This window comes from Sinorhizobium sp. (assembly GCF_059070375.1).
Genome location: NZ_JCACWC010000001.1, coordinates 334,772 through 357,342, shown reverse-complemented (window position 1 = coordinate 357,342; position 22,571 = coordinate 334,772). Strand labels below are relative to the sequence as shown.

Annotated in this window: 20 protein-coding genes and 7 pseudogenes; 21 read left to right on the top strand and 6 right to left on the bottom strand. The window is 60.3% G+C overall.

All coding sequences use genetic code 11. The features are described from left to right. Nucleotides 1-39: 39 nt before the first annotated feature. Nucleotides 40-957 (top strand): annotated as a pseudogene (locus tag AC5J09_RS01790) (RcgA family putative transporter); the annotation flags it as partial. Then, a pseudogene (locus AC5J09_RS01785) lies at nucleotides 947-1,964 on the top strand (RcgR family putative quorum lactone hydrolase). The pseudogenes AC5J09_RS01790 and AC5J09_RS01785, both read left to right, overlap by 11 nt. On the opposite strand, the gene AC5J09_RS01780 reads toward AC5J09_RS01785, so the two are convergent. Beyond that, nucleotides 1,880-2,137 carry a helix-turn-helix domain-containing protein gene (locus AC5J09_RS01780; RefSeq protein ID WP_494296703.1) on the bottom strand — a complete coding sequence of 86 codons (258 nt, stop codon included), beginning with the start codon at nucleotides 2,135-2,137 and terminating at the stop codon, nucleotides 1,880-1,882. The pseudogene AC5J09_RS01785 and the gene AC5J09_RS01780 sit on opposite strands and share 85 nt — an antisense overlap. Nucleotides 2,138-2,488: 351 nt before the next feature. On the opposite strand from AC5J09_RS01780, the gene AC5J09_RS01775 reads away from it, so the two are divergent. After that, complete coding sequence (locus AC5J09_RS01775; RefSeq protein WP_324765340.1) at nucleotides 2,489-2,761, top strand: hypothetical protein; 273 nt, start codon at nucleotides 2,489-2,491, stop codon at nucleotides 2,759-2,761. Nucleotides 2,762-2,771: 10 nt separating this feature from the next. Here AC5J09_RS01775 and AC5J09_RS01770 read toward each other — a convergent pair whose 3' ends face one another. Further along, nucleotides 2,772-3,080, bottom strand: a complete 309-nt coding sequence (locus tag AC5J09_RS01770) for a hypothetical protein (RefSeq protein WP_324765339.1) — start codon at nucleotides 3,078-3,080, stop codon at nucleotides 2,772-2,774. Between the two features lie 240 nt (nucleotides 3,081-3,320). On the opposite strand from AC5J09_RS01770, the gene AC5J09_RS01765 reads away from it, so the two are divergent. Beyond that, the gene (locus tag AC5J09_RS01765) at nucleotides 3,321-3,503 is read left to right on the top strand and encodes a hypothetical protein (protein ID WP_324765338.1); all 183 of its coding nucleotides are present in this window, start codon (nucleotides 3,321-3,323) and stop codon (nucleotides 3,501-3,503) included. A gap of 10 nt (nucleotides 3,504-3,513) precedes the next feature. Here AC5J09_RS01765 and ligD read toward each other — a convergent pair whose 3' ends face one another. After that, complete coding sequence (ligD, locus tag AC5J09_RS01760; RefSeq protein ID WP_494296702.1) at nucleotides 3,514-4,488, bottom strand: non-homologous end-joining DNA ligase; 975 nt, start codon at nucleotides 4,486-4,488, stop codon at nucleotides 3,514-3,516. 141 nt (nucleotides 4,489-4,629) lie between these two features. On the opposite strand from ligD, the gene AC5J09_RS01755 reads away from it, so the two are divergent. The 4 genes from AC5J09_RS01755 to AC5J09_RS01740 all read left to right on the top strand — a co-directional run bounded on the left by AC5J09_RS01755 (nucleotide 4,630) and on the right by AC5J09_RS01740 (nucleotide 6,482). Continuing rightward, nucleotides 4,630-4,863: a hypothetical protein gene (locus AC5J09_RS01755; protein ID WP_494296701.1), complete on the top strand. Its 234-nt coding sequence runs from the start codon at nucleotides 4,630-4,632 to the stop codon at nucleotides 4,861-4,863. Next, the gene (locus AC5J09_RS01750) at nucleotides 4,860-5,030 is read left to right on the top strand and encodes a hypothetical protein (protein ID WP_338279472.1); all 171 of its coding nucleotides are present in this window, start codon (nucleotides 4,860-4,862) and stop codon (nucleotides 5,028-5,030) included. The genes AC5J09_RS01755 and AC5J09_RS01750 overlap by 4 nt, the downstream gene beginning before the upstream one ends. A 498-nt stretch (nucleotides 5,031-5,528) precedes the next feature. Then, a complete protein-coding gene (locus AC5J09_RS01745; RefSeq protein WP_324765334.1) occupies nucleotides 5,529-5,810 on the top strand; it encodes a hypothetical protein in 282 nt (93 codons plus the stop codon). A 9-nt stretch (nucleotides 5,811-5,819) separates the two neighbouring features. Continuing rightward, nucleotides 5,820-6,482, top strand: a complete 663-nt coding sequence (locus AC5J09_RS01740; protein WP_494296700.1) for an SOS response-associated peptidase — start codon at nucleotides 5,820-5,822, stop codon at nucleotides 6,480-6,482. A 143-nt stretch (nucleotides 6,483-6,625) separates the two neighbouring features. Here the strand turns inward: AC5J09_RS01740 and AC5J09_RS01735 are convergent, their stop codons facing one another. Further along, nucleotides 6,626-6,904 (bottom strand): hypothetical protein, encoded by a 279-nt coding sequence (locus tag AC5J09_RS01735; RefSeq protein WP_494296699.1) that lies wholly within the window; start codon nucleotides 6,902-6,904, stop codon nucleotides 6,626-6,628. A 113-nt stretch (nucleotides 6,905-7,017) separates the two neighbouring features. On the opposite strand from AC5J09_RS01735, the pseudogene AC5J09_RS01730 reads away from it, so the two are divergent. Both AC5J09_RS01730 and AC5J09_RS01725 read left to right on the top strand, forming a co-directional pair. Then, nucleotides 7,018-7,261: pseudogene (locus AC5J09_RS01730) on the top strand (hypothetical protein). A 738-nt stretch (nucleotides 7,262-7,999) separates the two neighbouring features. Beyond that, complete coding sequence (locus tag AC5J09_RS01725; RefSeq protein WP_494296698.1) at nucleotides 8,000-8,239, top strand: hypothetical protein; 240 nt, start codon at nucleotides 8,000-8,002, stop codon at nucleotides 8,237-8,239. A gap of 41 nt (nucleotides 8,240-8,280) precedes the next feature. On the opposite strand, the gene AC5J09_RS01720 is transcribed toward AC5J09_RS01725, so the two are convergent. Next, nucleotides 8,281-8,466 (bottom strand): hypothetical protein, encoded by a 186-nt coding sequence (locus AC5J09_RS01720; RefSeq protein WP_494296697.1) that lies wholly within the window; start codon nucleotides 8,464-8,466, stop codon nucleotides 8,281-8,283. Between the two features lie 113 nt (nucleotides 8,467-8,579). Between AC5J09_RS01720 and AC5J09_RS01715 the strand changes: the two are divergent. The 11 genes and pseudogenes from AC5J09_RS01715 to chrA form a co-directional block, all read left to right on the top strand. After that, nucleotides 8,580-8,940 (top strand): annotated as a pseudogene (locus tag AC5J09_RS01715) (SDR family oxidoreductase); the annotation flags it as partial. Between the two features lie 904 nt (nucleotides 8,941-9,844). Next, nucleotides 9,845-9,937: pseudogene (locus tag AC5J09_RS01710) on the top strand (helix-turn-helix domain-containing protein); the annotation flags it as partial. Between the two features lie 656 nt (nucleotides 9,938-10,593). Further along, a complete protein-coding gene (locus AC5J09_RS01705) occupies nucleotides 10,594-11,865 on the top strand; it encodes an amino acid ABC transporter substrate-binding protein (protein WP_324765238.1) in 1,272 nt (423 codons plus the stop codon). Nucleotides 11,866-12,046: 181 nt separating this feature from the next. Then, nucleotides 12,047-12,919, top strand: coding sequence for a branched-chain amino acid ABC transporter permease (locus tag AC5J09_RS01700; protein ID WP_494296696.1), 873 nt, complete (start codon nucleotides 12,047-12,049; stop codon nucleotides 12,917-12,919). A 13-nt stretch (nucleotides 12,920-12,932) separates the two neighbouring features. Then, nucleotides 12,933-13,919, top strand: coding sequence for a branched-chain amino acid ABC transporter permease (locus tag AC5J09_RS01695; RefSeq protein WP_494296695.1), 987 nt, complete (start codon nucleotides 12,933-12,935; stop codon nucleotides 13,917-13,919). A gap of 2 nt (nucleotides 13,920-13,921) precedes the next feature. After that, entirely contained in the window at nucleotides 13,922-14,662 is a 741-nt protein-coding gene (locus AC5J09_RS01690; RefSeq protein ID WP_494297046.1) for an ABC transporter ATP-binding protein, read from the top strand. Next, the gene (locus AC5J09_RS01685; protein WP_494296694.1) at nucleotides 14,659-15,372 is read left to right on the top strand and encodes an ABC transporter ATP-binding protein; all 714 of its coding nucleotides are present in this window, start codon (nucleotides 14,659-14,661) and stop codon (nucleotides 15,370-15,372) included. The genes AC5J09_RS01690 and AC5J09_RS01685 overlap by 4 nt, the downstream gene beginning before the upstream one ends. A gap of 118 nt (nucleotides 15,373-15,490) precedes the next feature. Next, a pseudogene (locus tag AC5J09_RS01680) lies at nucleotides 15,491-15,671 on the top strand (YqaA family protein); the annotation flags it as partial. Nucleotides 15,672-15,755: 84 nt separating this feature from the next. Continuing rightward, nucleotides 15,756-16,285 (top strand): annotated as a pseudogene (locus AC5J09_RS01675) (ABC transporter permease). Between the two features lie 130 nt (nucleotides 16,286-16,415). Continuing rightward, nucleotides 16,416-17,237, top strand: a complete 822-nt coding sequence (locus tag AC5J09_RS01670; protein ID WP_494296693.1) for a chromate resistance protein ChrB domain-containing protein — start codon at nucleotides 16,416-16,418, stop codon at nucleotides 17,235-17,237. Beyond that, nucleotides 17,234-18,643, top strand: a complete 1,410-nt coding sequence (chrA, locus tag AC5J09_RS01665) for a chromate efflux transporter (RefSeq protein WP_494296692.1) — start codon at nucleotides 17,234-17,236, stop codon at nucleotides 18,641-18,643. The genes AC5J09_RS01670 and chrA overlap by 4 nt, the downstream gene beginning before the upstream one ends. A 487-nt stretch (nucleotides 18,644-19,130) precedes the next feature. On the opposite strand, the gene AC5J09_RS01660 is transcribed toward chrA, so the two are convergent. Continuing rightward, nucleotides 19,131-22,520, bottom strand: coding sequence for an AAA family ATPase (locus AC5J09_RS01660; RefSeq protein ID WP_494296691.1), 3,390 nt, complete (start codon nucleotides 22,518-22,520; stop codon nucleotides 19,131-19,133). Nucleotides 22,521-22,571: the final 51 nt, after the last annotated feature.

Here is a 22,571-nt window from a genome sequence, read left to right as displayed (position 1 = left end):
CTTGCAAGATTTGTACAGCTGATCAGTGCCGGCGGCGCTATCCTGGGGATCCACAGCGCCACCTATGGCCGGCCTGATGGTGTCGTGAAGGAAGTCGGCTTTCTCTGGGCTCCGAACTGGACGTTCCTCTTCATGGTGCTCTTGCCGCTGTTCTTCGCGATCGTGATCGAGTTGCTGGTGTTTTGGAAACACGATGCGCGGCTGAAGCTCTTAACGCAGGGCGGCCGGCTGGAGAGCGACAATGCGTGGACGCGCAATGTTGAAGCGTATTCTTACACCTGTTGGGCGGTCTTCTTGATCTGCGTGCTGTTCGCAGGTCTGTTTCAATGGATCGGCGTGTGTTTGATCCCGCTACTAGAAGGCGGAGATGACTATGCGACGAGTTGGGGCACGATTGCAATTGTGCAACCTGACCTCATATCTGTTCCGGCAGAGATCGGGTTTACGGCGCTCGCACATCTCTACATGTGCCTCTGCTTCTATCTTTTTTTCGCAGGCCTCATTCTGCTCCATACGATCATCCACGATCTATGGAAGATCGAAGAGGCAGCAGCGACGCGGCCGGCAGAACATCGGCGCGAGAGTGGCGAAATCGGTCTCAGGGTCATGCGGGGGATCTTTCGGTGCACCGTCCTCGGTGTTCTTGTCGCAATATGCATGAAGGTACAAAGCGCCTACCTCGCCTCGACCGGCGAAGATATCCTGGCCTGGATGGCCCACGATTTGGCTTCAGCCCTTTATGAGCATCACGGCGCCGCAAAGCGGTTTCGCCTGCCTCTTTGGAGAATGTCTGCCGTGGTGGGCCTGCTCTTTAGGAGCTACCTTTTGATCGACGCTTTCGACGGCTTCTCGATCCTCCTGAGCGTTTGCGTGCTGCTCGCGACATACGGCCTCTTTGATCCGGAGTTCGGGCGATGGCGCGAGAGCGAGATAGGAGCCAACCAGAGTGTTTCATGAATGGCTTGATCGTTGGGACGAGCGACGGGCGCAGCGCGGCGAAGCAGCGAAGAAGGTAACGGCCTGCGTCCTCGACGCCGGCCGCGCCTTCCCGGGCGGGCCGAGAACAGACACTATCGACGAGTTTTGTGCCCTTGCGGGCCAGGCCCTCTCCGATCCGAGCTTTTATGATGGCCCGGTCGGACGAGATCAGATCTTTGAGAGGCGCGACGAGTGGCTCACGTTTCCTTCGGACATTTCAACCGACGTCGAAGAGAACAACGTCGTTTGGGCAAAAATTACCGAAAGCGGCTCGCATGATCGGGCCTTGGTGATTTTCCATCATTGGAATGCCAGCAGACGAAATCGTCAGATCGCGAAGTTCTTCTCGCAGCGCGGAATCACTGTGGTCGAGATTACGATGCCTTATCACTTCGAGCGCAGCCGCCCCGGCTCGCTCTACGCTGATTACATGCTCAGCTCCAACCTCGGTCGAACGATCCAGTCTGTGAGGCAGGCGGTATTGGATGGGCGAAAGCTTATTCTCTGGCTGAAGAGCCGGGGGTACCGAGAGGTTTCGGTTCTCGGCATGAGTCTCTGGATCCTGGGTTGCGGGATTGATCGCGGCGCATGAGCCAGCCGTGTCAAAGGCCTCTTTGTTTTTGACGGCGGGTAGTCTCGCTGACATGGTTTGGTCGGGACGCGCGACCCGCTCGATACAGAAGAGCCTTGAGCCTGTGATTGGGCTCCCTGATCTGCGAACGGCTTGGGCTCCGCTGAACCTGGAGAATTATGCGCAGAGTCTAGCGCGGCCCGATCTCCAGCTTCACATCGTGATTGCCACGAGGGATCAGGTGGTGCTTCCCGATCTATCGAGACGCTTCCTTCAAAGGCTGAAGGACGCCGGAGCCAGCCCAAGTGTTCTGGAACTGAACTGCGGGCACTATTCGCTCGCTATGCCACCGTACATTTTGTTGGCGGGCTGGAGCTTGAAGAGGTTTCTATTGAGTGCTGACGGGCCCGGATGACTCTTCTCGTAGAGTTCATTTGGTCTGTCGTTTAAAAAATAGGTGGCGGGCACTTGCAACGCATCTGCTATTAGGAGCAGCCGGCGTGCGCTGACGCGCGCGGGTCCCACCTCATACTGTTCAATCTGGCGGTTCGTCACGCGGAGGATCTCGCCTAGCGCTCCCTGCGACATCGCAGCTAGGGGTCGGTTTAGGAATTGAGCGACGACAGCTCGAACACCGTCGCATTGTCCTCCCGTACCCCCTTGAACGAAGCGTGCCGAACCTTGCCGCCCGGAATTGGTCAGAGCGACGTGTTCTAAACACGAGCTTTTGCCCCCCAGGAGAGAGGGCTAATTTGCTGCAAGCCCTGATAGACAACGCTTTGCGGCATGTCCAGAAGATCAGTTCGGGAGTTATTTCGGGACTGGGTGACTCGGTTTTGCATTTGCCGTTCTCGGCCACCGCACACGGTCATGACAGCATTTTTACTGGACTTCAGGTTGTATTTTTGCTTGAGAGCAATCCCACAACAGGAGACCGGAATGACAGACTCGGAAATGCGCGCCACGGTCCAAGCCACCTTCATGATGCTCCAGCGCTTGATAGTCGAAGTCGCCGCAGCGAAAGGAGATGAAGGTTCTGCTTGGATCGACGCCTTCCGTGATGACCTCACCTCAGAAATGAAGAAGGTCGAGGAACTGCAGAAACGCCGTGCAGATACTGAGCGCTCCGCAACATCACGGATGCTGATCGAGGGCGTAGCGTTGATGGCGAAGCGCGAGCTTGAGCAGCAACGTTCTTCTTCGATCAGCTAGGCTGACTGGACTAACGAGCTCCGCCGGTCTTGGTGCCGCTTTGCGAATTGCCCGCGCCGGGACCGCCCTGTGAAACGCCACCGCCATGGGAGCTGCCCGGGTTCGTTGGATCTGGGCCGTTGCCCCAGCCGTTGTTGCCTTTAACTTTCCCGCCGCCGCCCCCGCCGCCAGACTTGGCGATTGCATTTGACGTCAGGCTGGTTGAAAGCAGCATCGTTACGGTCGGAGGTGTCACAATAGCGAAACGACCGCAATTTTTTAGAAATTCCCGCCGATCATCGTCGCTCTTCGACGGCACTTCGTTTGGCATTTCGGGCATGAAAGCCTCTCCCCTACTTATCGATGAGACGCGTAAAGTTTGCCACTACAGGGTGCCGCTGGATATATATAGTTCTCTATAGGAGAGCGGAGAACCGCAGCGGCCAATTTGCTGTTGGAGCGCAAATATCGCATTGCGCTAGAGCAGTACCCCCTTTGGGCGGCACCTCTAATCCTTGACTGCAACCCGCGTTGTGAGACCCTAAATCCTCTTGGTTGTACTGCGTTGGGGAGGTCGAAGATGACCTTTGACAATGACGTTGAGCTGGCGCTCGCTACCGCCTGCGAAGAGCTTGAGATGACGCGACAAGAGATGATCCGCCTGATCATGCGCGAATGGCTGGAGCAGTATGGTTTTCTGCCGTTCCGAGAGTTGGACGAGGGCAGCGAGACGAGGGGGAATGCGTTGCCCCACGGGCACTAGGCCATTCGCGTCACGTTATTAGAAACACCCCTGCATCATCCGCCTTCTCCCTGATCCCCTTGAACGAGGCGTGCCGTAGGTTCCCGTCATCCGTCCAGGCGCGATATTCGACCTCGGCAACGAGAACAGGCTCGACAAAGACGGCGCCTTTCCTTCTCAAGGTCACGGCCGGCGCTTTTGTCGCCATCCCCTCGAGCAGCTTCCGCAGCTCTCGTGAAAGCTGGTTTGACCAGCCGGTACCGCAGCCACCGACATAGACGAGCTCGTCATCTTTGCGCGCCGCCAACAGCATCCGACCGAGATGGCCCGGCACGGTGGACGGCTCGTAGCCAACGATCACGAAGCTGTCGCGCCGCTTGCAGGTGATCTTCTGCCACCATTCGCCGCGGCCGCTGCGGTAGGGCTTCTCAACGTGCTTGGCGATGATGCCTTCAAGGCCGTGCGCGCAGGCGGCGTGAAAGAACTCGTCGCCGTCCGCCTGGACCTCCTCGGATAGCCGGATCGCCCCTTCCCTGCCGGCGACGAGGGGCTCGAGCAATCGCCGGCGCTCCCGCAACGGCAGCCGGCGAAGATCGCGGCCGTCGAGATAGAGAAGATCGAAGGAGAGGAATACGATCGCGCCGGCCTCGATTGCGGATGGCAACCGACCCAGGGCCCGCTGCAGCATGCCGAAATCGGATCGGCCATGCTCATCGAGAACGACCGCCTCGCCATCGAGGATGGCGGTTTGCACGGCGAGTCGCCGAGCGTCATCGACGATCGAGGGGAAGCGCTCTGTCCAGTCATAGCCGCCGCGCGTGAGCACCCTCACCCGACCGGGTTCGATATGAACGGCCAGCCTGTAGCCGTCCCATTTCACCTCGTAGGCCCAGTCCGGCCCCTTCGGTGGCCTGTCGACGAGCGTTGCAAGACAAGGATCAACACGCGCTGGCATAGGATCTGCCGGAGGGAGATCGCGAGGCTTCTTTGAGGATGCTCTGGCCATAAGCCATTAACGCACAGGCCTGCAAAAAGCCGAATTGACTCTTTCGGCGTACAGAACATAATAAGAACATTCATCGGCGATGCGGCCGTCATCTTGAAAATGCTGAGGCAGATGCCCGTGCTTGCACGGGAAGGAGGAACTATGCTCCCCGCGAAGAACGCATGCGGAATTAATCAAACCGATCAGGAAATCGACGACGTTGCCGCAGCCTTGGCATGGCACGACGGTGACGCTGAGGCGACCATCCGCACCCTGCTGGCCGACTGCAAACACCTACGCGAACAGCTCGCGCTTGCGGAGATCGCCATGAGCATCGGCTACACACGGGGCTGGAGACCCGCTTGCATCGGCGGAAACGAGGCAGAGCAACCATGAGCGATGAGCAAGGGGCAGTTCGCCAAAAGGATTCCAGCGTCTACGTCCACTATTGCGAGCATCCCGGCTGCAAGAAGTGGGGCAGCTTCGGCTTTTCTTTCGGAAAAGAGGAGCCTCAGTGGTTCTGCGCCGAGCATCAGCCCGAGTGGAAGTTGAAGCATGCCTAGAGGCGGAGCCTGGTGGCTTTCGGAGTTTCTGGCCTGGACGAAGATCCGCATCAAATGCGAGTGTGGGGTAAAGAAGCAATACGACGCGCGACAGCTTTTCGATCGGATCGGCGACCGGAGCATGCCGGGGCTGCTCTCCGAATTCTCAAAGGCGCTGGGTTGCCCCAAGAGCGGCAACATCCAACGCGATCGCTGCAGGCTCACATATGACATGCCATCGGGAGAGCCGCCCGTCTCTCGAAGGAACCGGCTGGTGATGCGGCCCCAGCCGGCGTTCCTGAAGAGATACTTTCGCGAACCTTCCCGAATGGTGCGACGTTCTTTGCAAGTGCCGGCGCTGCGGCCACGTTGCCCGGGTTGACCGGCGGTCGCTGACAGTACGCTTTGGCAAGAGGCAGAGCGTTCTTCGGCTCGCACCGAAAATGCGTTGCGGGAAGTGCGAAAATCGTGACGGAAACGCCATCTTGATAAGGGAGCCTCGGCGCTAGGAGGTGAGGCATGCGCCACCGACGCGGGATAGACTTGATCCCTGAGAAGGGCGTCATCGATCCGGATCTCGGCATTGGTCATCTGCGCCTGGCAGATCTCGCGGATGATCAACTGCTCGGCGCGCGCTGCTCCAAGTGCGATCATAACCAGTGGGTTGACCGCTGGGGCCTCGCTGGCAAGTATGGTCACGAAATCACGCTCGACCAGCTGCGGCCGATCCTCAAATGCACCAGGTGCGGGAACACCGAGGGCAACGGCTTCCGGATCGGCAGGGCACACCGCGATGGATGAGAGGGAGGCATGTGCAATCGGTACCGGATAGAAGTCGAGTTTGATGAACTCTGGCACACGGCACGGCCGCAGAGCGACATGACGAACCGAGCGAACCCGACGACGGAGGTGTTTCCCCACAAGCCAGGGCCGGTGATCCGCAACAACGCCGAGGGCGAGCGCGAACTGATCAACCTGACCTGGGGCATGCCGTCCCCGCCGACGGTCACCAATGGCAAGCCGGATTACGGCGTCACCAACATTCGCAACCTGGATTCTCCCCATTGGCGCGGCTGGACAGGCGTCAAGAACCGTTGCCTCGTACCCTGGAACGCGTTCTGCGAATATGAAGACACGAAGCCGAAGAAGACGGCTCGCTGGTTCGCGATCGATGACAAGCAGCCCCTCGCCTTCTTCGCCGGCATCTGGACGCCATGGAAGGGCGCCCGCGGCTCGGTGAAGAACCCGCGCGTCGGCGAGCACGAGCTGTTCGCCTTTCTCACCTGTGAGGCAAACTCAGTCGTCAAACCGATCCATCCGAAGGCGATGCCTGTCATCCTGACCGAGCCGGAGGAAATCGAGCTATGGCTCACGGCCGATTGGAAGGACGCCAGAACGCTACAAAGGCCATATCCAGCTGAACGCATGACACTTCTTCCGGTCGAAAGCCCGTCGGAGCCATTGTTACTTTGAGCCTGGTGCACGCGGGAACAAACGCGCTCGCCGAGGAATTATCATGATGCCGAGCAATTCGGCATTCAGGTCCCCCACCTGTTAGGAAGTGCCCGCGACCGCATCTGGCGCGGGCACTCGTATAAGCGCGGGTACCAAATGTTCTAAATTCGGCTCTTTACATTGGCGTGCTGGTTGGCCGGACCCGTTTCAGTGGCCGGCGTTTTAGTTTCTTCTCCCGTGAACGGACTTCCCTGGCCTGGTGCAAGGGCACCGCTATGGCCGGCCCCATTGGCCGTGAAAGCGTGTGTGTTCGAAGACGCCGTACTGCCTGATTTCAGCCCGTTCTGCTGCGCCTGAAAGAGGTGATCATCCGCTTGGGCAGCGCTGCCGGAGAAAATCAGCACGACTGCCGCGGAGGTCATCAAGAGATGTGTTTTCATAGCGAAAACTCCACTGTTGTTGCCCCTGTGCATAGGACACACTCAGGGTCGGCGATATTCCGCCTGTGCATGGATTTTACTTTGAAGACGTTGACCTTCCGAGGAGACGACCAATGGCCGACGCACTGAAGATGAAACAGCTGATCTGGGATTGTCAGAAAGACATTGCCGCATACCTTCCCGACGAGAGCGGCATTTCGGAGCACGAACTCGTGCAGATGCTCATCGCCCCTTTTCGACGGTAGTCAGGCGAAGGAAGCGCTCGGTGACGACTGGCAAGGCTGGTGGCCAGATGACGATGGTGGCGGTGGAGGCGGCAGTCCCCTTCCCCAGCAGCCGCTACCGGAGCCGGCCTGAAATGGCCAACCTTAAAAAGGAACATTGATCCGGAACATTCCCGCCAATGCGCTGTTTGAAAGGTGTTCCTAGATCAGAAGGGTGTTCTCGTCTAGAATTTCGACTTGCGGACAATCGCACATGTCGGACAACTGCAGCGCTCCTTTTACTTTTTCGGGAGCGCTGCTTTTTGTTGGGGCCAAGATCCGTTAGATCAGCTGTTGAATCCCCAGAAAGCCATAGATCGCGATTACGAGCATGACGACGACCAACAAAAGAACTATTATCGTCGAGCCTCTCTTGGACATTCCAGTGAAATAGGCGCGTAAAACCGGTCTGGAATAGGACTGAAGTCTTATGCCAACGAGTTGCTGCACGCTCTGTCGGTCTGAGGACCGCGAAGGCTACTCTTCAGGAACCAACCAGATCACGACGAGTTAATTATCGTCGGCACTCCTCCGGCGTCGATCATATTTACCGCATGGACTGGATCGACATTCTGGCAGCGCCCCAAGATCCTCCCGTGGCGCTGCCGTCGCACGAAAGCCGCTCTTCACGATCGAGAGATGGATTGACATGAAGAGAGCTGCAGAGGGTGATCTCTGCAGCCCCTAATCGCGACGTTCATCATCACACAGCTGCGGCGCATTTGCCCTGTTCCATCTAAGGGAACCGCTTCGAACGTCGCTGTCAGGTATTGTACTCTCAGCGGAAGCCGCATCAAGTGCGCACCCCGAAAACTTACAAGGAACCGAGCCCATGGCCGAGATTTATCTGTTCCCGAAGACCGCCGAAGAGCAGGAGGCGGAGCGCCAACTGACCGAGGCTATGCACACCTTCAATGCTGCGATCAAGCGCGCTGCGCATTGTGGATTCGATATTGAACTAAAACCGGGAACATGGTCGTTCACCACATACACTCGCACGCCGGTGCCTTACATCGGCTTTACGGCTCGTCTTCCGGGCAGGTACGTGGAGCCAGAATTCGTCGAGATCTGAGGAGGCCTATCGGCGCCTCATCTGCGCGCCGCTGCGCTGAGTCACTCTTGCGCACCCCGCACTTCAAGTCGAACCTCGAAGAACCGCTGCCGTAACGTCCTCACCTCACTCTTCAGATCGGCGATCACGTCGCGCGTGCCGTAGACAGAGCCGACTTCCTGACGCAGTTCATCGATCCGCCGGCTGAGTTCGGATAGCCGAGCGCGATCAAGCGCCGCTGCAGACATTCTGGTTCATGGATGTCTCCTGATTGTGGCTTTGGCTTAGCCCTAATAGGCGAATGGAGGCTGCCGGCGCATTGTGGTAACGCCGCGCAGCCGTTTGATTTAATTACGTAAAATTTCGCCGAATTGACGTAATACTCAACAGCGCTGGCCTGTTGCCGTTAGCGCGTCGACGATGATCGACGAGTGTGACTGGATGGTCAACGTCAACATCTAGGGCATCCGTATACGGCCATGCGGTCGACCCTGGTGCGACTACTTGTTGCGCCCACGAGATTCGCCCGCGCGCCCTGTCCGAGGGGCTGCGCAAGAAAGTAGAACCCTACAACATCCGCACCACGGGGAGCCGTTAGCACGGAACTGCCCGAGCAAATCAGCGACGGACATCCAGCAGGACACCAGCGACTTCGTAAGCGCATCGGTCCGGAAGCTTCCTCCGTGCCGTGGCGTTCGCGATCAAGCGAACCTGACGAAGTCAGTTCCGACCGATCGAACCGATGTCCATCACCGAAGGCAGACCTAGAACAAATGGCGGCAGACTTGGCCAGATCACCCGAAGCACTTTACAGGCTTCGATGGCGAACGGAAATTCGCACACATCCACTGGTACCACATGGGAGGGTGGAACTGTTCAAGTGCTGGCATTGGGCAAAGAACGCGAGCAAATGCAAACGTCCTAACGGTCAGGCCGACTCCGCAAGGGGCAGCGGCTCTTGAAGCCGAGGAATACTACGAAGCTGTCCTGAAGTGCGAATGGCAGGGCATGTTGCCGGAGGACCTACAATGCATGATCGACAACCAAGAATGGATCAGGGCCAGATGAAACATTGAGTGAGCTGTGGCGTTGACCTGCCGAGGAGACGACATATTCGACAAAGAGAAGAATGAAATGCACCCGCTCGATCTCACTGGCATCGTAATTCTTCTTATTGTGAGTGCACTATTCGCCTGTGCATGGATTTTAATTTAAAGCAACAGCCACCCTCCTCTCTTTTTCTTCGGAACCATCCGCGACATTTGTGGTTAGAAGGCACCGCCGAGCAAGGCGGGCTGCTAGTGAAGAAAAGGTGACGTTCTCCAGAACTGCAAGGCAGCACCCTTATAGCTTCGGGGTGCTGCGGTTCTTGTCTCATTAATTCAGCAGCGCCTTCGGAACCAACCAGGATACGCCGAGTTAAACTGCCGTCGCCACTCGCAAGAGCGCCGACGCTTCCTCGAAATGTCGATCCTGTCTACCGCATGGACAGGATCGATATCTTTTGGCATCGCCCCAGCCCCTCCCGGGGCGCTGCCGTCTCACGGCAGCCCCGCTCCTCCGATCGAGAGATGGCCTGACACAAATAGAGCTGCAGCGGGGACTTGCTGCAGCTCCGGTCGCGACGGGTCGGCGAGCGCCTTCAACAAGGCTTTCCGGCAGATCGCCGGCATGCCGCTTTCGGATTTCCGGCGCGACGTTCGCGCCGCGGCTAGGTGAGCGTCACGAACGTCAGCATGCCTTGCCTGCGCCTCTCATGTCCCGCAGTCCGACTGTTTTCCAGGCGTTGGTTGCCTTCGCTCCACAACCGGTATCGCCCTGATCCTTGGCGGTATAGCGCTTTCACAAAGGCAAGGGAGATGCGGGTCACCGCGACGAGGAATTTCGGCGCATCGCAGCCGTCGCACCCCGCTTCTCGGCGGTCGCTCTCCCATCCATCGGAGACGTCCAGGTCTCCTTCGCCCAATAGCGGTCCCTCAGCAGAGGCAGGGGGCGCTCGAAGTCAGATCTCGGCCCCTGGGAGCTAATCCCAAAGGCGTTTCGCCTTGGGGCATACGACGGGATTTGGCGCTTCCGCGGGGCATTGTCTCAAATTCGCAGGCGCGATCTCAGAAAAGAGAATGCCGAATTCTTGGTCAACTTGGTGCATGAGCGTAATGTTACGCCAACGTCAACGGAATGCGATTCGACGGCATTGGAAAGGGAGGACCAACATGGCTTCTGTCGCGCGGGTCGCCATAGGGGCGACCAGCACGAAGTGCTGTGATGCGCTGCAAATAGGGATTTCCATAGAGCTGCAGTGAGCGTTTCCGGTAGATTTGTGTAGTGTGCGGACCTATCCTGCAACTTGAGGAACGAATGCAGGGAGGAACATCATGCCAAAGAAAGACGTAAGCTTTTCTCGACGCACATTTCTCGGCGGCAGCGCCCTGGCGCTTGCCAGCGGCACGATTGCCATGCCGTTCGTGCGGACCGCGCGCGCCCAGGCGCCGACTTTCAAGGCGGGCGTCATCACGTCTCTGTCGGGCGAGAATATTTCGGGCGGCAATTTGACCAAGAACGGATACGAGCTCTGGGCCGAGGCCGCCAACGAGAAGGGCGGTGTCGAGGTCGGCGGTGAGCGTTTCATGGTCGAGATGTTCTATGGCGACGACCAGAGCAATCCGGCCACCGGCGCCGACGCCGCCGAACGGCTGATCGTGCAGAACGAGGTCGATTTCCTGCTCGGCCCCTACACCAGTGGCTCGACAATCGCCGTTCAGCCGATCTGCCAAAAATACCAGGTTCCGATGATTTCCGGTTCGGCCGAGTCGCCCAATGTCTGGTTGGCCAAGCCGGAATTCAATTTCGGCATCATCCCTTCCGTCGACACGACATCCGGCCAGTCGCTGGGCGTGCTGGTGGCGCTGTCAAACCCGAAGGCGAAGACGATCGCGGTGATCGGGGTCAACGAACCCTTTTCGAAGGAGACCGGCGAAGGCTTCCAGCGCGGCGCCAAGGAAGCGGGTCTCGAAGTCGTCGCCTACGAGCTCGTTCCGGCTTCCGGCGATCTCACCCCCGTAATGTCCAAGATTGCCGCCCTCAACCCTGACATCGTCGCGGTGGGCGGGCATGAAGAGCCGCTAATAAATGTGATCAAGACGTCGAAATCGCTGAATTATCGGCCAAAAGCCCTAATCATGCATTACGGCGTGACCAATCCGGCCTTCGCCAAAGCGCTCGGCGCCGATGCGAACGGCACCTCCGGCGTCGCCGTATGGCTGCCTACGGTGCCCTACAAGGACGACCTGTTCGGCACCGCACAGGACTATGTCGCGCGGGCCCAGGCAAAGTTCGGCCATGAGCCCGACTACACGGAAGCCGCCTGCTCGGCCAGCGGCCTCGTCTTCGCCGATGCCGCCAAGCGACTGGGCAAGAAGCCTTCGCTCACCCCCGAGGACCGCGTCGCCCTCAAGGACGCCATCGCCGACACCGACATCACGACTTTCTACGGACCGATCAAGTTCGAGAAGGAAGGTGACCACTACCACGACAACATCCAGCCGGTGCCAGTCGTGATCCAGATCCAGGATGGAAAGACCGTCGCTGTCGGCCCGAAGGAAGCGGCCGCGGCCGAGTTCATCTACCCGTTGCCAGGCTGGAAATAATCGCGATTTGAGGCGGGCGGAGGCGCTATCCGCCGTCGCCCCCTCACATGCTATGCCAGCGGGCAGCATGATGACGGCCGGCTCTTCCAAAGGCCAGATTGGGCTTTATACTGCAGGCGTCAATTCGCACTCGCGCCAAAAGCATGTTGCCGACCTCTTGGACTGACGGACAGGTTTGCCATTGGATCTTTTTCTTCAAACCCTGCTCAACGGCCTGCTGATAGGCGGCGTCATCGCCACGTTTTCGATCGCCTTCCAACTGACCTTCGGCGTGCTCCATGTCATCGACTTTGCGGTCGGCGCGTGGGTCGTGCTCGGCGGCTACTTCGCCTACTACATGGCGGCCTTTCTCGGCATAGACGGCTTCCTCGCCATGCCGATGGCCTTCGTCCTGTTCGGCGCGATCGGCTATCTCATGGGACCGATGATCTACAATGTTCGAAACAGCCGCACGGCGCGTCCCGAACTGATGGCGCTCGCGCTGACCTTCGGCATCTTCACCTTGCTGCGCGGCGGAATGCTGACCGTCTGGGGTTTCAATACGCATAGCGTACCGACGGCGCTCAGCGGTCACAGCACCATGATCGGTCCGGTCACGGTGCCCCTGATCCGGGTGGCGGCGGCGGCGTTCGCGGTGCTCATCGCCGGCGGGCTGTTTTTCTTTCTCTTTCGCACGCGCTACGGGCTGGCGATCCGGGCGACGGCCGAAAACCGCCAGAACGCCGCCTTGATGGGGGTGAACATCCGGCGTCTCAGCGCCAATGTTTACGGGCTCTACACGGGGATCACGGCGATATCGGGCGTTCTGATGGGAGCCATCTATTCGGTCAATCCGGAGATCGGCCTGCGCTATACGCTGTTCGCCTTCTTCGTCGCCGTGCTGGCAGGGCTGGGCTCGGTGGGCGGCGCGCTTGTGGCGGCCCTGCTTCTGGGCGTCATCGAAGCCTTTGTCGCGACTTATGGCGGATCCAGCTATTCGCATCTCGCGATCTTCGCAACGCTCTTCCTTGTCCTGCTGGTTTCCCCGCGCGGCATCCTCCGGCGCGGACTGTAAGATGGCCCAGACCATGAAAAAGCGTTGGGTCGGCCTGCTTCTCCTCGTCGTCATCCTCGTCGTGCTGGCGTTGCTGCCGGTGCTGGTGAACAATTACTGGCTGCGCATCGCCACCGGCGCGCTGATGTGGGCGGGGCTCGCCTGTTCCTGGAACATGCTAGGCGGCTATGCCGGCTACATCAATTTTGGCCATTCGGCCTTCTTCGGCATCGGCGCCTACGCAACCGCCATCCTGATGGGGGCGGATTTCCCTGTGCCGTTCCTCCCCACCATTCCCATCGGCATGATCGTCACAGCCCTGTTCGCGGTCGTCATCGGCGCGCCGACATTGCGGCTGCGCGGCGCTTATTTCGCCATCGCCACCTGGGCCTTCGCCGAAGTGCTCATGCAGTTCGCCACCGTCGTCGATTTCACCGGCGGAACCGGCGGTATCGGCCTGCCTCCCTTCCTCAACGAGCGCTTCTTCTATTTCGCTATGTTCGCGGCCGCCGTCCTAACCTATTTCCTCACCTGGTTGCTGTTTGAGCGCTCCCGCTTCGGCTTGAAGGTCAAGGCCTTACGGGATCACGAACCGGCGGCCGAAGCCATGGGCATCAACACCTCGCTGGTCAAGTTGCAGGCCTTCGTGCTCAGCGCCGTCGTCGCCTCCGTCTTCGGCAGTATTTTCGCCTACTGGGTGACCTTCATCAATCCAAAGAGCGTGTTCGGCGGCGACATCACCGACCAGATGGTCGTCATGGTCCTGCTCGGCGGGCTCGGCAGCCTGTGGGGGCCGGCCATCGGCGGCGTCGCGCTGTTCTTCGTCAACCGGCTTGTCTGGATGTACTACGGCGATACCGCCTTCTATATCGCTATTCTCGGTGCCGCCATCATCCTGGTGGTGCTGTTGCTGCCCAATGGCATCGCCGGCCTGTTTGCGCGGCGAAGTGGGAAATCAGGCAGCGTGCTCGACACGGTGCTCGGACGCCTGCTCGGCTCCCGCCAAGGAGGACGCTCGTGAGCATGACCGCGCAACCGCAAGCGCCAAGCGACCAGGCCATCCTCTTCGTGCGCGACGTGCACAAGCATTTCGGCGGCATCCAGGCAGCCGCCGGCGTCGACCTGGAGGTCGGACGCGGTGAGATCGCCGGCCTCATCGGCCCCAACGGCTCGGGCAAATCGACCCTGTTCAACCTCGTGGCCGGCATGGAGACGCCCGATCGGGGGCAGATCCTGTTCGACGGCCATGAGATCGGCGGCAAAAAGGCCTATACGATCGCCCGCCTCGGCCTCGCGCGCACCTTTCAGATCCCGGCGTTGTTCGAGAACATGACAGTCAGCGAGAACCTCCTGGCAGCGGCTGCCGAGGGTCATTGGCGTGGCGCGCAACAGCGGGCGGACGAGACGCTGGCGCTGCTGCATCTCGAACAGGTCGCCAACAACCGCGCGTCCGACTTGTCCGGCGGTCAGCAAAAGCTGCTCGAATTCGGCCGCGTGATCATGCGCCAGGCGTCCCTCATCCTGCTCGACGAGGTGACGGCCGGCGTCCACCCAAGCATCCGCAAGATCATCTTGGAAGCGATCGCCAGGCTGCGCGAGCAGGGAACAAGCTTCTTCGTCATCGAGCATGACATGGAAATGGTGCGCAATGTCTGCGATCGCATCATCGTCATGGATTCCGGGCGGGTGGTGACTAGCGGCGCATTCGAGGACGTCGTGCAAAATTCCGAAGTCATGCAGACCTATCTAGGGCGTCCGACATGAACACGTTGGTCGCAGACAGCGTCGTTGCGGGCTACGGCAAGCAGGAGATCGTCCATGGCGTCTCCCTTGTCGCGGAAGCCGGTAAGATCACCTGCATCTTCGGCCCCAATGGCTGCGGCAAGTCGACCTTGCTGAAAGCGATTGCCGGCGCGCTGCCGGTATGGGGCGGCACAATCGGGCTTGGCGGCGAAACGATCAGCAATTTGCCGGTCCATGAAGTCGTGCGCCAGGGCCTGGTGCTGATGCCGCAGGGCGGCGGCGTGTTTCCACGGCTGACGGTGATGGAAAATCTGCGCATGGGCGGCTACGCCATTGCCGACCGGAAGCTCGTGGACAGGCGCATCGAGGCTCTGGTCGACCAATATCCATCGCTGGCGCGGCGGCGCAAGACCACGGCCGGAGCTCTTTCGGGCGGCGAACAGGCGATGCTGGCGCTGGCGCGCGCGCTGGTGTCGGAACCGCGTTTCATCCTGCTCGACGAACCGTCCGCCGGCCTTTCGCCGGCCATGGTGAGCGAGACGCTGGAGCGCATCAAGGTGCTGACCGCGCGCGGCATCGGAATTCTCATGGTCGAGCAGAACATTCGCGAGGCCATGCCGATTGCCGACCGGCTCTATATCCTGGCCGCCGGAGAAAAGCGCTTCGAAGGCACGCCCGGAGATGTCCACAACGACCGACAGATCATGGACATCTATATGGGTGGCGCCTGATGCCGCTTGGCATTTTATAAGTACTGCAAACTGTGTCGTGAATTGTCACCGAGCCGCTGTCACAGTCTCGCGATAGCCTACCGGCGCGGTCGCGCTTGCTGCCGCAACGATTTTGCCGATGCAGTCGGAAGCGGCAGTGGCAGGCCTGCTGGTTGCCGGCTACTCGCCATGGCTGCTCATTGCCGTAGCGAGCGTTGGCAGCGTGCTCGGCTCAGTCGTGAACTGTGAACTGGCTAATCGGCCGCGGGATTGAGCGTTTCAGGCATCGGCGCTGGTTTCCGGCGAGCGAAGCCGGGCTGACCCATTTTGTGGTGTTGGTGCTTTCACCAAGATCGGACGTTATCTCGCCGTAGCTGGCATCGCACTAAACTGGGCATAAGGCTTTGCTGCAAACGATCGTAGACACCCAGCGCGACATCTATCTCGCCTTCGCCGAGCACATCAAGAGCTTCGCGAATGGCGGCGGCTGGACGGCCTTCCTCGCCTCCCTGCCGATCGGCATCGTGTTCGGCGCGGTGCATGCGCTGACGCCCGGCCACAACAAGCCCGGGCTGGCCACCTATCTGACGGGTTCATCGGCAGGGATGACGCGCGGCCTTGCGGTGTCGATCGCTCTCTCGGTGACCCACGTCACGATGGCCGGTCTCATCCCGTGTCCACTGACTTTGTTCGTCATGACCTTCGCCATGTCGCGCGGTGTGCCCGAGGCCGGCATCATGATTGCGATCGTGATGATGACGGGAGTGGCACTGACGCTCTCCACTGTCGCGTTGTTAAGGTGTTCTTCCGGTCGCAGTTCGAGAGACTGCTGGCCACCTGACACGAGCTTCTCACCAGGGCATCGAAGACGGTCGAGGCGGTTGCCGGCATGATCCTCGTCGCGGTTGCCGTTCACGAGCTATTCGTGCGGTGACAAGTGCGGGCGCACCGCTTGACAGCCGTGGGCAAAGAGCGGAAAAGACAGCCCATGGGGTTGCGATCACCCCACGAGGCGACAGCCGAAGAATCGCGTCCTTTTCAACCGCTCAGACGGAGGACGCGCCATGCCGTCACTTCTTGAAATTTCCCCCGACAAGCTCGCCCGCCTCATCGGTACCCCGAAATCCCCAGCTCTCATCGACGTGCGGATTGACGAGGATTTCAACGCCGACCCTCGGCTGGTCCCCGGCTCGGTTCGGCGCGATTACCGTGAGGTGCAGCTCTGGATGGATGAGCTTTACGGCCGGTCCGCCGTCGTCATCTGCCACCGCGGCAAAAAACTGAGCTACGGCGTAGCCGCCTGGCTCCGCCAGGCCGGCATTTCGGCCGAAGTGCTCGAGGGCGGCTTCGAGAGTTGGGCAAAGGCCGGACACCCGGCAGTTCCTGCCTCCAGCTTGCCCGAGAGGGATGGGCAAGGGCGCACCGTCTGGGTGACGCGCACGCGTCCGAAGATCGACCGCATCGCCTGCCCATGGTTGATCCGCCGCTTTGTTGATCCAAATGCCGTGTTCCTGTTCGTCTCGCCGTCCGAGGTCGAAACGGTCGCCGAGCGTTTCAATGCCACGCCTTTCGACATCGACGCGCCGGTCCGCTGGAGCCACCGTGGCGAGCATTGCACCTTTGATGTCATGGTTGAGGAATTCGGGCTGGCAACGGAACCGCTGTTGCGGCTCGCAACAATCGTTCGGGCTGCTGACACGGCGCGGCTTGATCTTGCGCCGCAGGCGCCCGGCCTGTTAGCCGCATCGCTTGGGCTGTCGCGCATGTATGCCGACGACAACGAACAGCTCGAGGCGGGTCTGCTGCTCTATGACGCGTTTTACCGCTGGTGCCGGGACGCGACCGACGAAACGCACAACTGGCCTTCTCCCAAAAAGGGAGCATGACCTTGTCCGACATCGCACAGAACGCCACGACTATGTCAAAGCGCCAAGCATTGAGGCATGGCATACCGTTCGGCGACGCACTTCGCGTCTGGGCGCGGATCGCGACCTTGAGCTTCGGCGGCCCCGCCGGGCAGATCGCGGTGATGCACCGTATCCTCGTCGACGAGAAGCGTTGGATCGGCGAGCACCGCTTCCTGCACGCGCTCAACTACTGCATGCTGCTGCCCGGCCCGGAAGCGCAGCAGCTTGCGGTCTATATTGGCTGGCTCCTGCACAGAACTATCGGAGGACTCGTCGCCGGCATTCTGTTCGTTCTTCCGGGCTTCCTTTCGATTCTTGCTCTGAGCTACATCTACGCGGCCTTCGGCAATGTCACTGTCGTCGAGGGGCTGTTCTTTGGCCTGAAGGCGGCCGTGCTTGCGGTCGTTATTCATGCCGTCTTCCGGATTGGCAGCAGGGCACTGAAAAACCGGCTGATGATCGGCATTGCCGCGGCCGCCTTCGTCACCATCTTCTTCTTCGGGGTGCCGTTCCCGCTGATCATTCTGGGCGCCGGCATCATCGGCTATATCGGTGGACGCTCGGGGTCGCCGCTCTTCCGGATCGGCGGCGGCCACAAGGCGGGAACCGGACCAGTTCTCAAGGATGAAGACTCGCTTCTCGGAGAAGACATCCCTGCTCACGCGCGCCCCGACCTGGCCTGGTCGCTGCGAGTCTCGGCGGTTTTCCTCGCGCTGTGGCTGGTGCCGCTTGCCTTGCTTTTGATCTTTCTCGGGCCGGACAACGTCTTCACCAAGATCGGACTGTTCTTCGGCCAGATGGCGGTTGTGACCTTCGGAGGTGCCTATGCGGTGCTTGCCTATGTCGCCCAGGAAGCGGTTCAGCAATATGGTTGGCTGAAACCGGGCGAGATGCTCGACGGTCTCGGCATGGCCGAGACGACACCGGGGCCGTTGATCATGGTCACCCAGTTCGTCGGCTTCATGGGCGCCTATCGCGATCCTGGCTCGCTCAACCCGATGACTGCGGCGACGCTTGCGGCAGTGCTGACGACTTGGGTCACCTTTGTCCCCTGCTTCCTCTGGATCTTCCTCGGAGCACCGTTCATCGAGAGGCTGCGGAGCAATGTGGCGCTAACCGGGGCGATGTCGGCGATCACCGCCGCGATCGTCGGTGTAATCCTTAATCTCGCGGTCTGGTTTGGTTTGCACACGCTGTTTGCCGAGGTGATCACGCGGAAGATCGGAGGTCTCACGCTCGACGTCCCCGTACTGAGCTCCCTTGTTCTCCCTTCACTCGTTCTGACCATCACAGCCGCAACCGCAATATTCCGGTACAAGGCATCGATCATCGTCACGCTGCTCGCCTGCGCCTTGGCCGGTATGGTGTGGACGTTGGGCACGTAGGCCGCTTTGCGAAACAGAGAAATGCAACGGGGCTCCTCTAAGGCAGCGACGTCTCCGTAGCGAGCTCTGGCTAGATGCCTGGCTTCTCGTTGGTCCGTCGCTGTTCGTGCCCGACAGGTTGAAGCCGAGACGCAGCTCGAAAGAAGGGACGTAATTGTCAGGCATCCACCCGGCCACCTATCTGTTTGCTGCGCGTGCCTTGCGCGATTTCGGCGACGGCTGCAGTGACGTCCGGTTAGGGCCGACTGCCGTCATGGCGCTGTTGCCAAATGCGGACCTTGCTACTGAAGGCCGCGGTCACGCTCCGACCCCTGAGGTCGCTCGCTCAGCGAGCAGAACTGTGACCCGGATAGGACGATAGTACATTAAGGGCTCTAATTCGTTGCCGGAAAGCGGACGACTACTCACTCGGTGCTCCATCACACCACACCCTTGCCGTCCGACAGTGCTGTCAGTGCGGTGGCGTAGAACATCGCAACTCGGCTGACTAGTCGGATGACTTGGTCGCGCCATTGACACGAGCTGTCTCGCGAAGCAGCCGTTGGACCGACTGCAGATCCGATGTAGCGAATCCCTCCGTAAACCTGCCGCAGAGCGGCGCGAGCAGGTGATGAGCGTCGCCGAATCGGTTCTGCAGGATCCATAGTCGCGCTAGGCTTGTCGCCGCGCGCAACTCCCATAAGCCAGCGCTTTGCCCTCGCGCTATCTCGGTCGCGTGCCGGAGTCGCGCTTCCGCTTCGGCACGATCAAACGCTGGTAGCAGCTGCATCAGCTCGCCCGACAGCCGATGCAATTCCGCCTCGAACCACCGCTCGCCCGTTGCACCCGCTCGGTCCAGCGCGTCGGTCAGCAAATCCAATCCTCGCTTTGCTCCCCCGGCATGCGTCTCGAGGCGCGCGAGCAAGCTCAAAAAGAATGGAACCAGGAATTTCGCTCCAGTCATCTGCCACGACGCCAAGCCTTCTCGAACCTGTGTGAGGGCCGCTGGCAATTCACCCGTCTCTGCTAGCGTCCAGCCTCGAACCATTGCACCTGCGCCGAGGAAGTGCGGAGAGCCCTGCGCTCTTGCGAGCTTGATCAGTGAATCCGCCCGATCTCGGGCCTCCCGCCAGTCGCCGCGAAGCTGCGACAGGATGCAGCCGTAAAGCAGGGCGTAACCGAGCGTGTTGCGGTGGGAAAGTTCCCTTGCGTCCGCCAATGCCTCGTTGCTCCTGGCCTGGGCCTGCTCGGGATACCCGAGAGAGAAGAGGGTCCAGGAGAGGACCGAAAGTCCCGCCACCCGAGGGTCCTGGGCGAACAGGAATGCGAGGGAGCGGTGTTGCTGCGGGTCATAAAGGGCGAGCGACCGTTCCAGATATTCACGCGCGGTAGCGATCTCGCCGCGAAGGAAGGCATCAGTTCCGGCGATGCGATTGCCGACGGTCTCAGCGGACGCCTCCCGTTCTTCCTGCGCGCGTCGGAGCAGCTCCTCTCCCGCCTTCCTCCCCGCCTCCAGTTCAGCGCGCACGACGTGGAAGACCCACTCCCCGTAGAGGACAGGGAAGAGCCTGCCTTTATCTCCGATCCGCTCGCATAATTCGCGTGCTCGCGCGTTGGCCCGGCCGACCTCTGGCGCTGCCCAACCCTTGGCGGTCATCAACGCAACGCTGAGAGCGACCTGCAATTCGAGTTCCGGCCGCCATCGCGCAGCATCATCTGGCAGTCCTTCAAGCAACTCGAGCCCTCTTGTCAGATGGGTAATCGCTTCTGCCGTTGCGGACCGCGCAATCTCTGCTTGCCCGGCCTTGAGACAGTAATTGACGGCAGTTTCTAGCCGCCCCGCCTCCGCATAGTGTTGGGCCAGAAGCTCGGGCTGCGTCTGGACGGTTTCGGGGAAGCGCTGCTCGATCGCTGTGGCTATCGCCGCGTGCAACCGTTGTCGTTTCGTGCGCACAAGGGTCGCGTAGGCGGCGTCGCGTACCAGCGCGTGCTTGAAGCTGTAGGTTACCTGCGGCGGAGTCCCGTTGCGGAACACCAATCCCGACGCAATGAGGTCGCCCAGTGCTTCCTCAACCTCGCTCGTCTGCAACGGCGCGGCGGTCACGAGCAACTCATGTGAGAATTCTCGACCGATTGCGGCCGCCACCTGCGCGACCTCCCTGGCGGGCGCAAGTCGGTCAAGCCGGGCCAACAACGATTCCTGAAGCGTAGCTGGAATTGCGATTGTCGACAGGGGACTTGCGAGAGCGTAGTGATCGCCCTCGTCTTTGAGCAAGCTGGTCTCCAATATCGCGCGCGTCAGTTCCTCCACGAAGAGCGGAACGCCGTCTGTCTTCGCGACGATTTGATTGAGCACTTCGGTAGGCAGAGCTCTGCGGCCGGTCAGCCGGTCGACCATCTCTTCGCCTTGCCGACGGCTCAACCGACCAAGCGTCAAGGCGGTCACATGGGGATAGCGCGTCCACGGTGGGAGAAACTCGGTGCGGAACGTGATGAGCACCAGCACCGGCGAGTCCTGCACGCGGTCAACAACAAGGTCCAGCAACTCAAGCGATGTCGGATCAGCCCAATGCACGTCCTCGTATACTGCCAGGACGGGCTGACGTGCCGCGAGCCCGATGAGCTGATCGACCAGTACCTCCAGCATTCGCTTCTTCTGCCGGTGCGGGCTCAACTCCAATGGCTGATAGCGAAAGTCCGCTGGAACCGACAGCAACGCCGCGAGCAGCGGAGCCGCGTCCGCGACTTCTTCGGTCGATTGCGTGAGCAGCGCTTCGAGCTTGCTCAGTTTCACTTCGGGGGGATCCTCCGCGGCGAAACCAGCTGCCCGCTCCAGAAGGCGGATAACCGGATAAAGGGGGCTGGTCTGATGATATGCCGAGCAGTAGTGACTTACAGTGGTATGCGGCTCGCCTTCCAGACGCCGGCGCAGGGCACGAACAAGGCGCGACTTGCCGATGCCGGGCTCGCCCGCTAACAGCACCGCGCGGCCTTTTCCTTTTTTGACTGCCTCCCAGCGCTTCAACAGGAGGCCTAACTCGTGCTCGCGACCGACGAGCGGGGTCAGGCTCGCCCCGTGCAACGCTTCAAAGCGGCTTTCCGCAGAGCTTTCACCGAGCACTCGCCAAGCAGGTATCGAAGCAGGAAAACCCTTCAACGGGTGGAAGCCGAGTTCGACGAGATCGAACAGACCGCCTATCAGCTGCCGGGTAGCGGATGCTACCACCACAGCTCCCGGCTCGGCGACACTTTGCAGTCGTGCCGCTAGATTGGGCGTTTCGCCGATTACCGTCTCCTCACGCGCTGCACCTTCGCCAATCAGTTCGCCGACAACAACCAAGCCTGTCGCGATGCCGACGCGAGCTTCCAGCGTCTCCCCATGCGGTGGTTGCAGCTTCCGCACTGCAGCGATGGCCCCGAGCCCCGCTCGAACCGCTCGCTCGGCCTCATCCTCGTGAGCGCGCGGATAGCCAAAGTAAGCGAGCACGCCATCGCCCATGTACTTGGCAACGTGTCCTTCGAATCGCGCGATCGCACCCGCCACCGCACCCTGATAGCCCCGTAGCAGTTCGCCCATCTCCTCTGGATCGAGTCGTGAGGAAAGCCTGGTCGAATCGACAAGGTCGACGAACATCACGGTGAGCTGACGACGCTCCGCCTCCGGGATGATTACAGGTGTCACGCCAACCCCAGCTGCGCTGTTCGGTTGTTCAGCGACCTCACGCAGTGCGGCGATAGCGGCAAGCAGTTTACGACGGTGCCCTACTGAAGCGACGCCAAGCTCAATCAGGTCCTCGGCCGTAAGATGCCTGAGTACTTCAGGATCGATGTCGTTTTGGCGGAACGTTCCTTCGTACTGTCCCAGCCCTTGATCGCGCAGCCAGGCACCAATGTCCATGGCTCCCTCTCCGTCTACTCGGAGTGCAAGCGTCTTCAGCATACTCCAGAA

Bases quoted from the DNA above. Each gene is read 5' to 3' on its own strand.
- ligD (WP_494296702.1), bottom strand. From the start codon at position 4,488: ATGGCCAGAGCATCCTCAAAGAAGCCTCGCGATCTCCCTCCGGCAGAT.
- AC5J09_RS01745 (WP_324765334.1), top strand. From the start codon at position 5,529: ATGCGCCACCGACGCGGGATAGACTTGATCCCTGAGAAGGGCGTCATC.
- AC5J09_RS01660 (WP_494296691.1), bottom strand. From the start codon at position 22,520: ATGGACATTGGTGCCTGGCTGCGCGATCAAGGGCTGGGACAGTACGAA.
- AC5J09_RS01685 (WP_494296694.1), top strand. From the start codon at position 14,659: ATGAACACGTTGGTCGCAGACAGCGTCGTTGCGGGCTACGGCAAGCAG.
- AC5J09_RS01670 (WP_494296693.1), top strand. From the start codon at position 16,416: ATGCCGTCACTTCTTGAAATTTCCCCCGACAAGCTCGCCCGCCTCATC.
- AC5J09_RS01690 (WP_494297046.1), top strand. From the start codon at position 13,922: ATGACCGCGCAACCGCAAGCGCCAAGCGACCAGGCCATCCTCTTCGTG.
- AC5J09_RS01725 (WP_494296698.1), top strand. From the start codon at position 8,000: ATGGCCGAGATTTATCTGTTCCCGAAGACCGCCGAAGAGCAGGAGGCG.
- AC5J09_RS01775 (WP_324765340.1), top strand. From the start codon at position 2,489: ATGACAGACTCGGAAATGCGCGCCACGGTCCAAGCCACCTTCATGATG.
- AC5J09_RS01740 (WP_494296700.1), top strand. From the start codon at position 5,820: ATGTGCAATCGGTACCGGATAGAAGTCGAGTTTGATGAACTCTGGCAC.
- AC5J09_RS01705 (WP_324765238.1), top strand. From the start codon at position 10,594: ATGCCAAAGAAAGACGTAAGCTTTTCTCGACGCACATTTCTCGGCGGC.
- AC5J09_RS01780 (WP_494296703.1), bottom strand. From the start codon at position 2,137: ATGTCGCAGGGAGCGCTAGGCGAGATCCTCCGCGTGACGAACCGCCAG.
- AC5J09_RS01770 (WP_324765339.1), bottom strand. From the start codon at position 3,080: ATGCCCGAAATGCCAAACGAAGTGCCGTCGAAGAGCGACGATGATCGG.
- AC5J09_RS01765 (WP_324765338.1), top strand. From the start codon at position 3,321: ATGACCTTTGACAATGACGTTGAGCTGGCGCTCGCTACCGCCTGCGAA.
- AC5J09_RS01720 (WP_494296697.1), bottom strand. From the start codon at position 8,466: ATGTCTGCAGCGGCGCTTGATCGCGCTCGGCTATCCGAACTCAGCCGG.
- chrA (WP_494296692.1), top strand. From the start codon at position 17,234: ATGACCTTGTCCGACATCGCACAGAACGCCACGACTATGTCAAAGCGC.
- AC5J09_RS01750 (WP_338279472.1), top strand. From the start codon at position 4,860: ATGAGCGATGAGCAAGGGGCAGTTCGCCAAAAGGATTCCAGCGTCTAC.
- AC5J09_RS01755 (WP_494296701.1), top strand. From the start codon at position 4,630: ATGCTCCCCGCGAAGAACGCATGCGGAATTAATCAAACCGATCAGGAA.
- AC5J09_RS01735 (WP_494296699.1), bottom strand. From the start codon at position 6,904: ATGAAAACACATCTCTTGATGACCTCCGCGGCAGTCGTGCTGATTTTC.
- AC5J09_RS01695 (WP_494296695.1), top strand. From the start codon at position 12,933: ATGAAAAAGCGTTGGGTCGGCCTGCTTCTCCTCGTCGTCATCCTCGTC.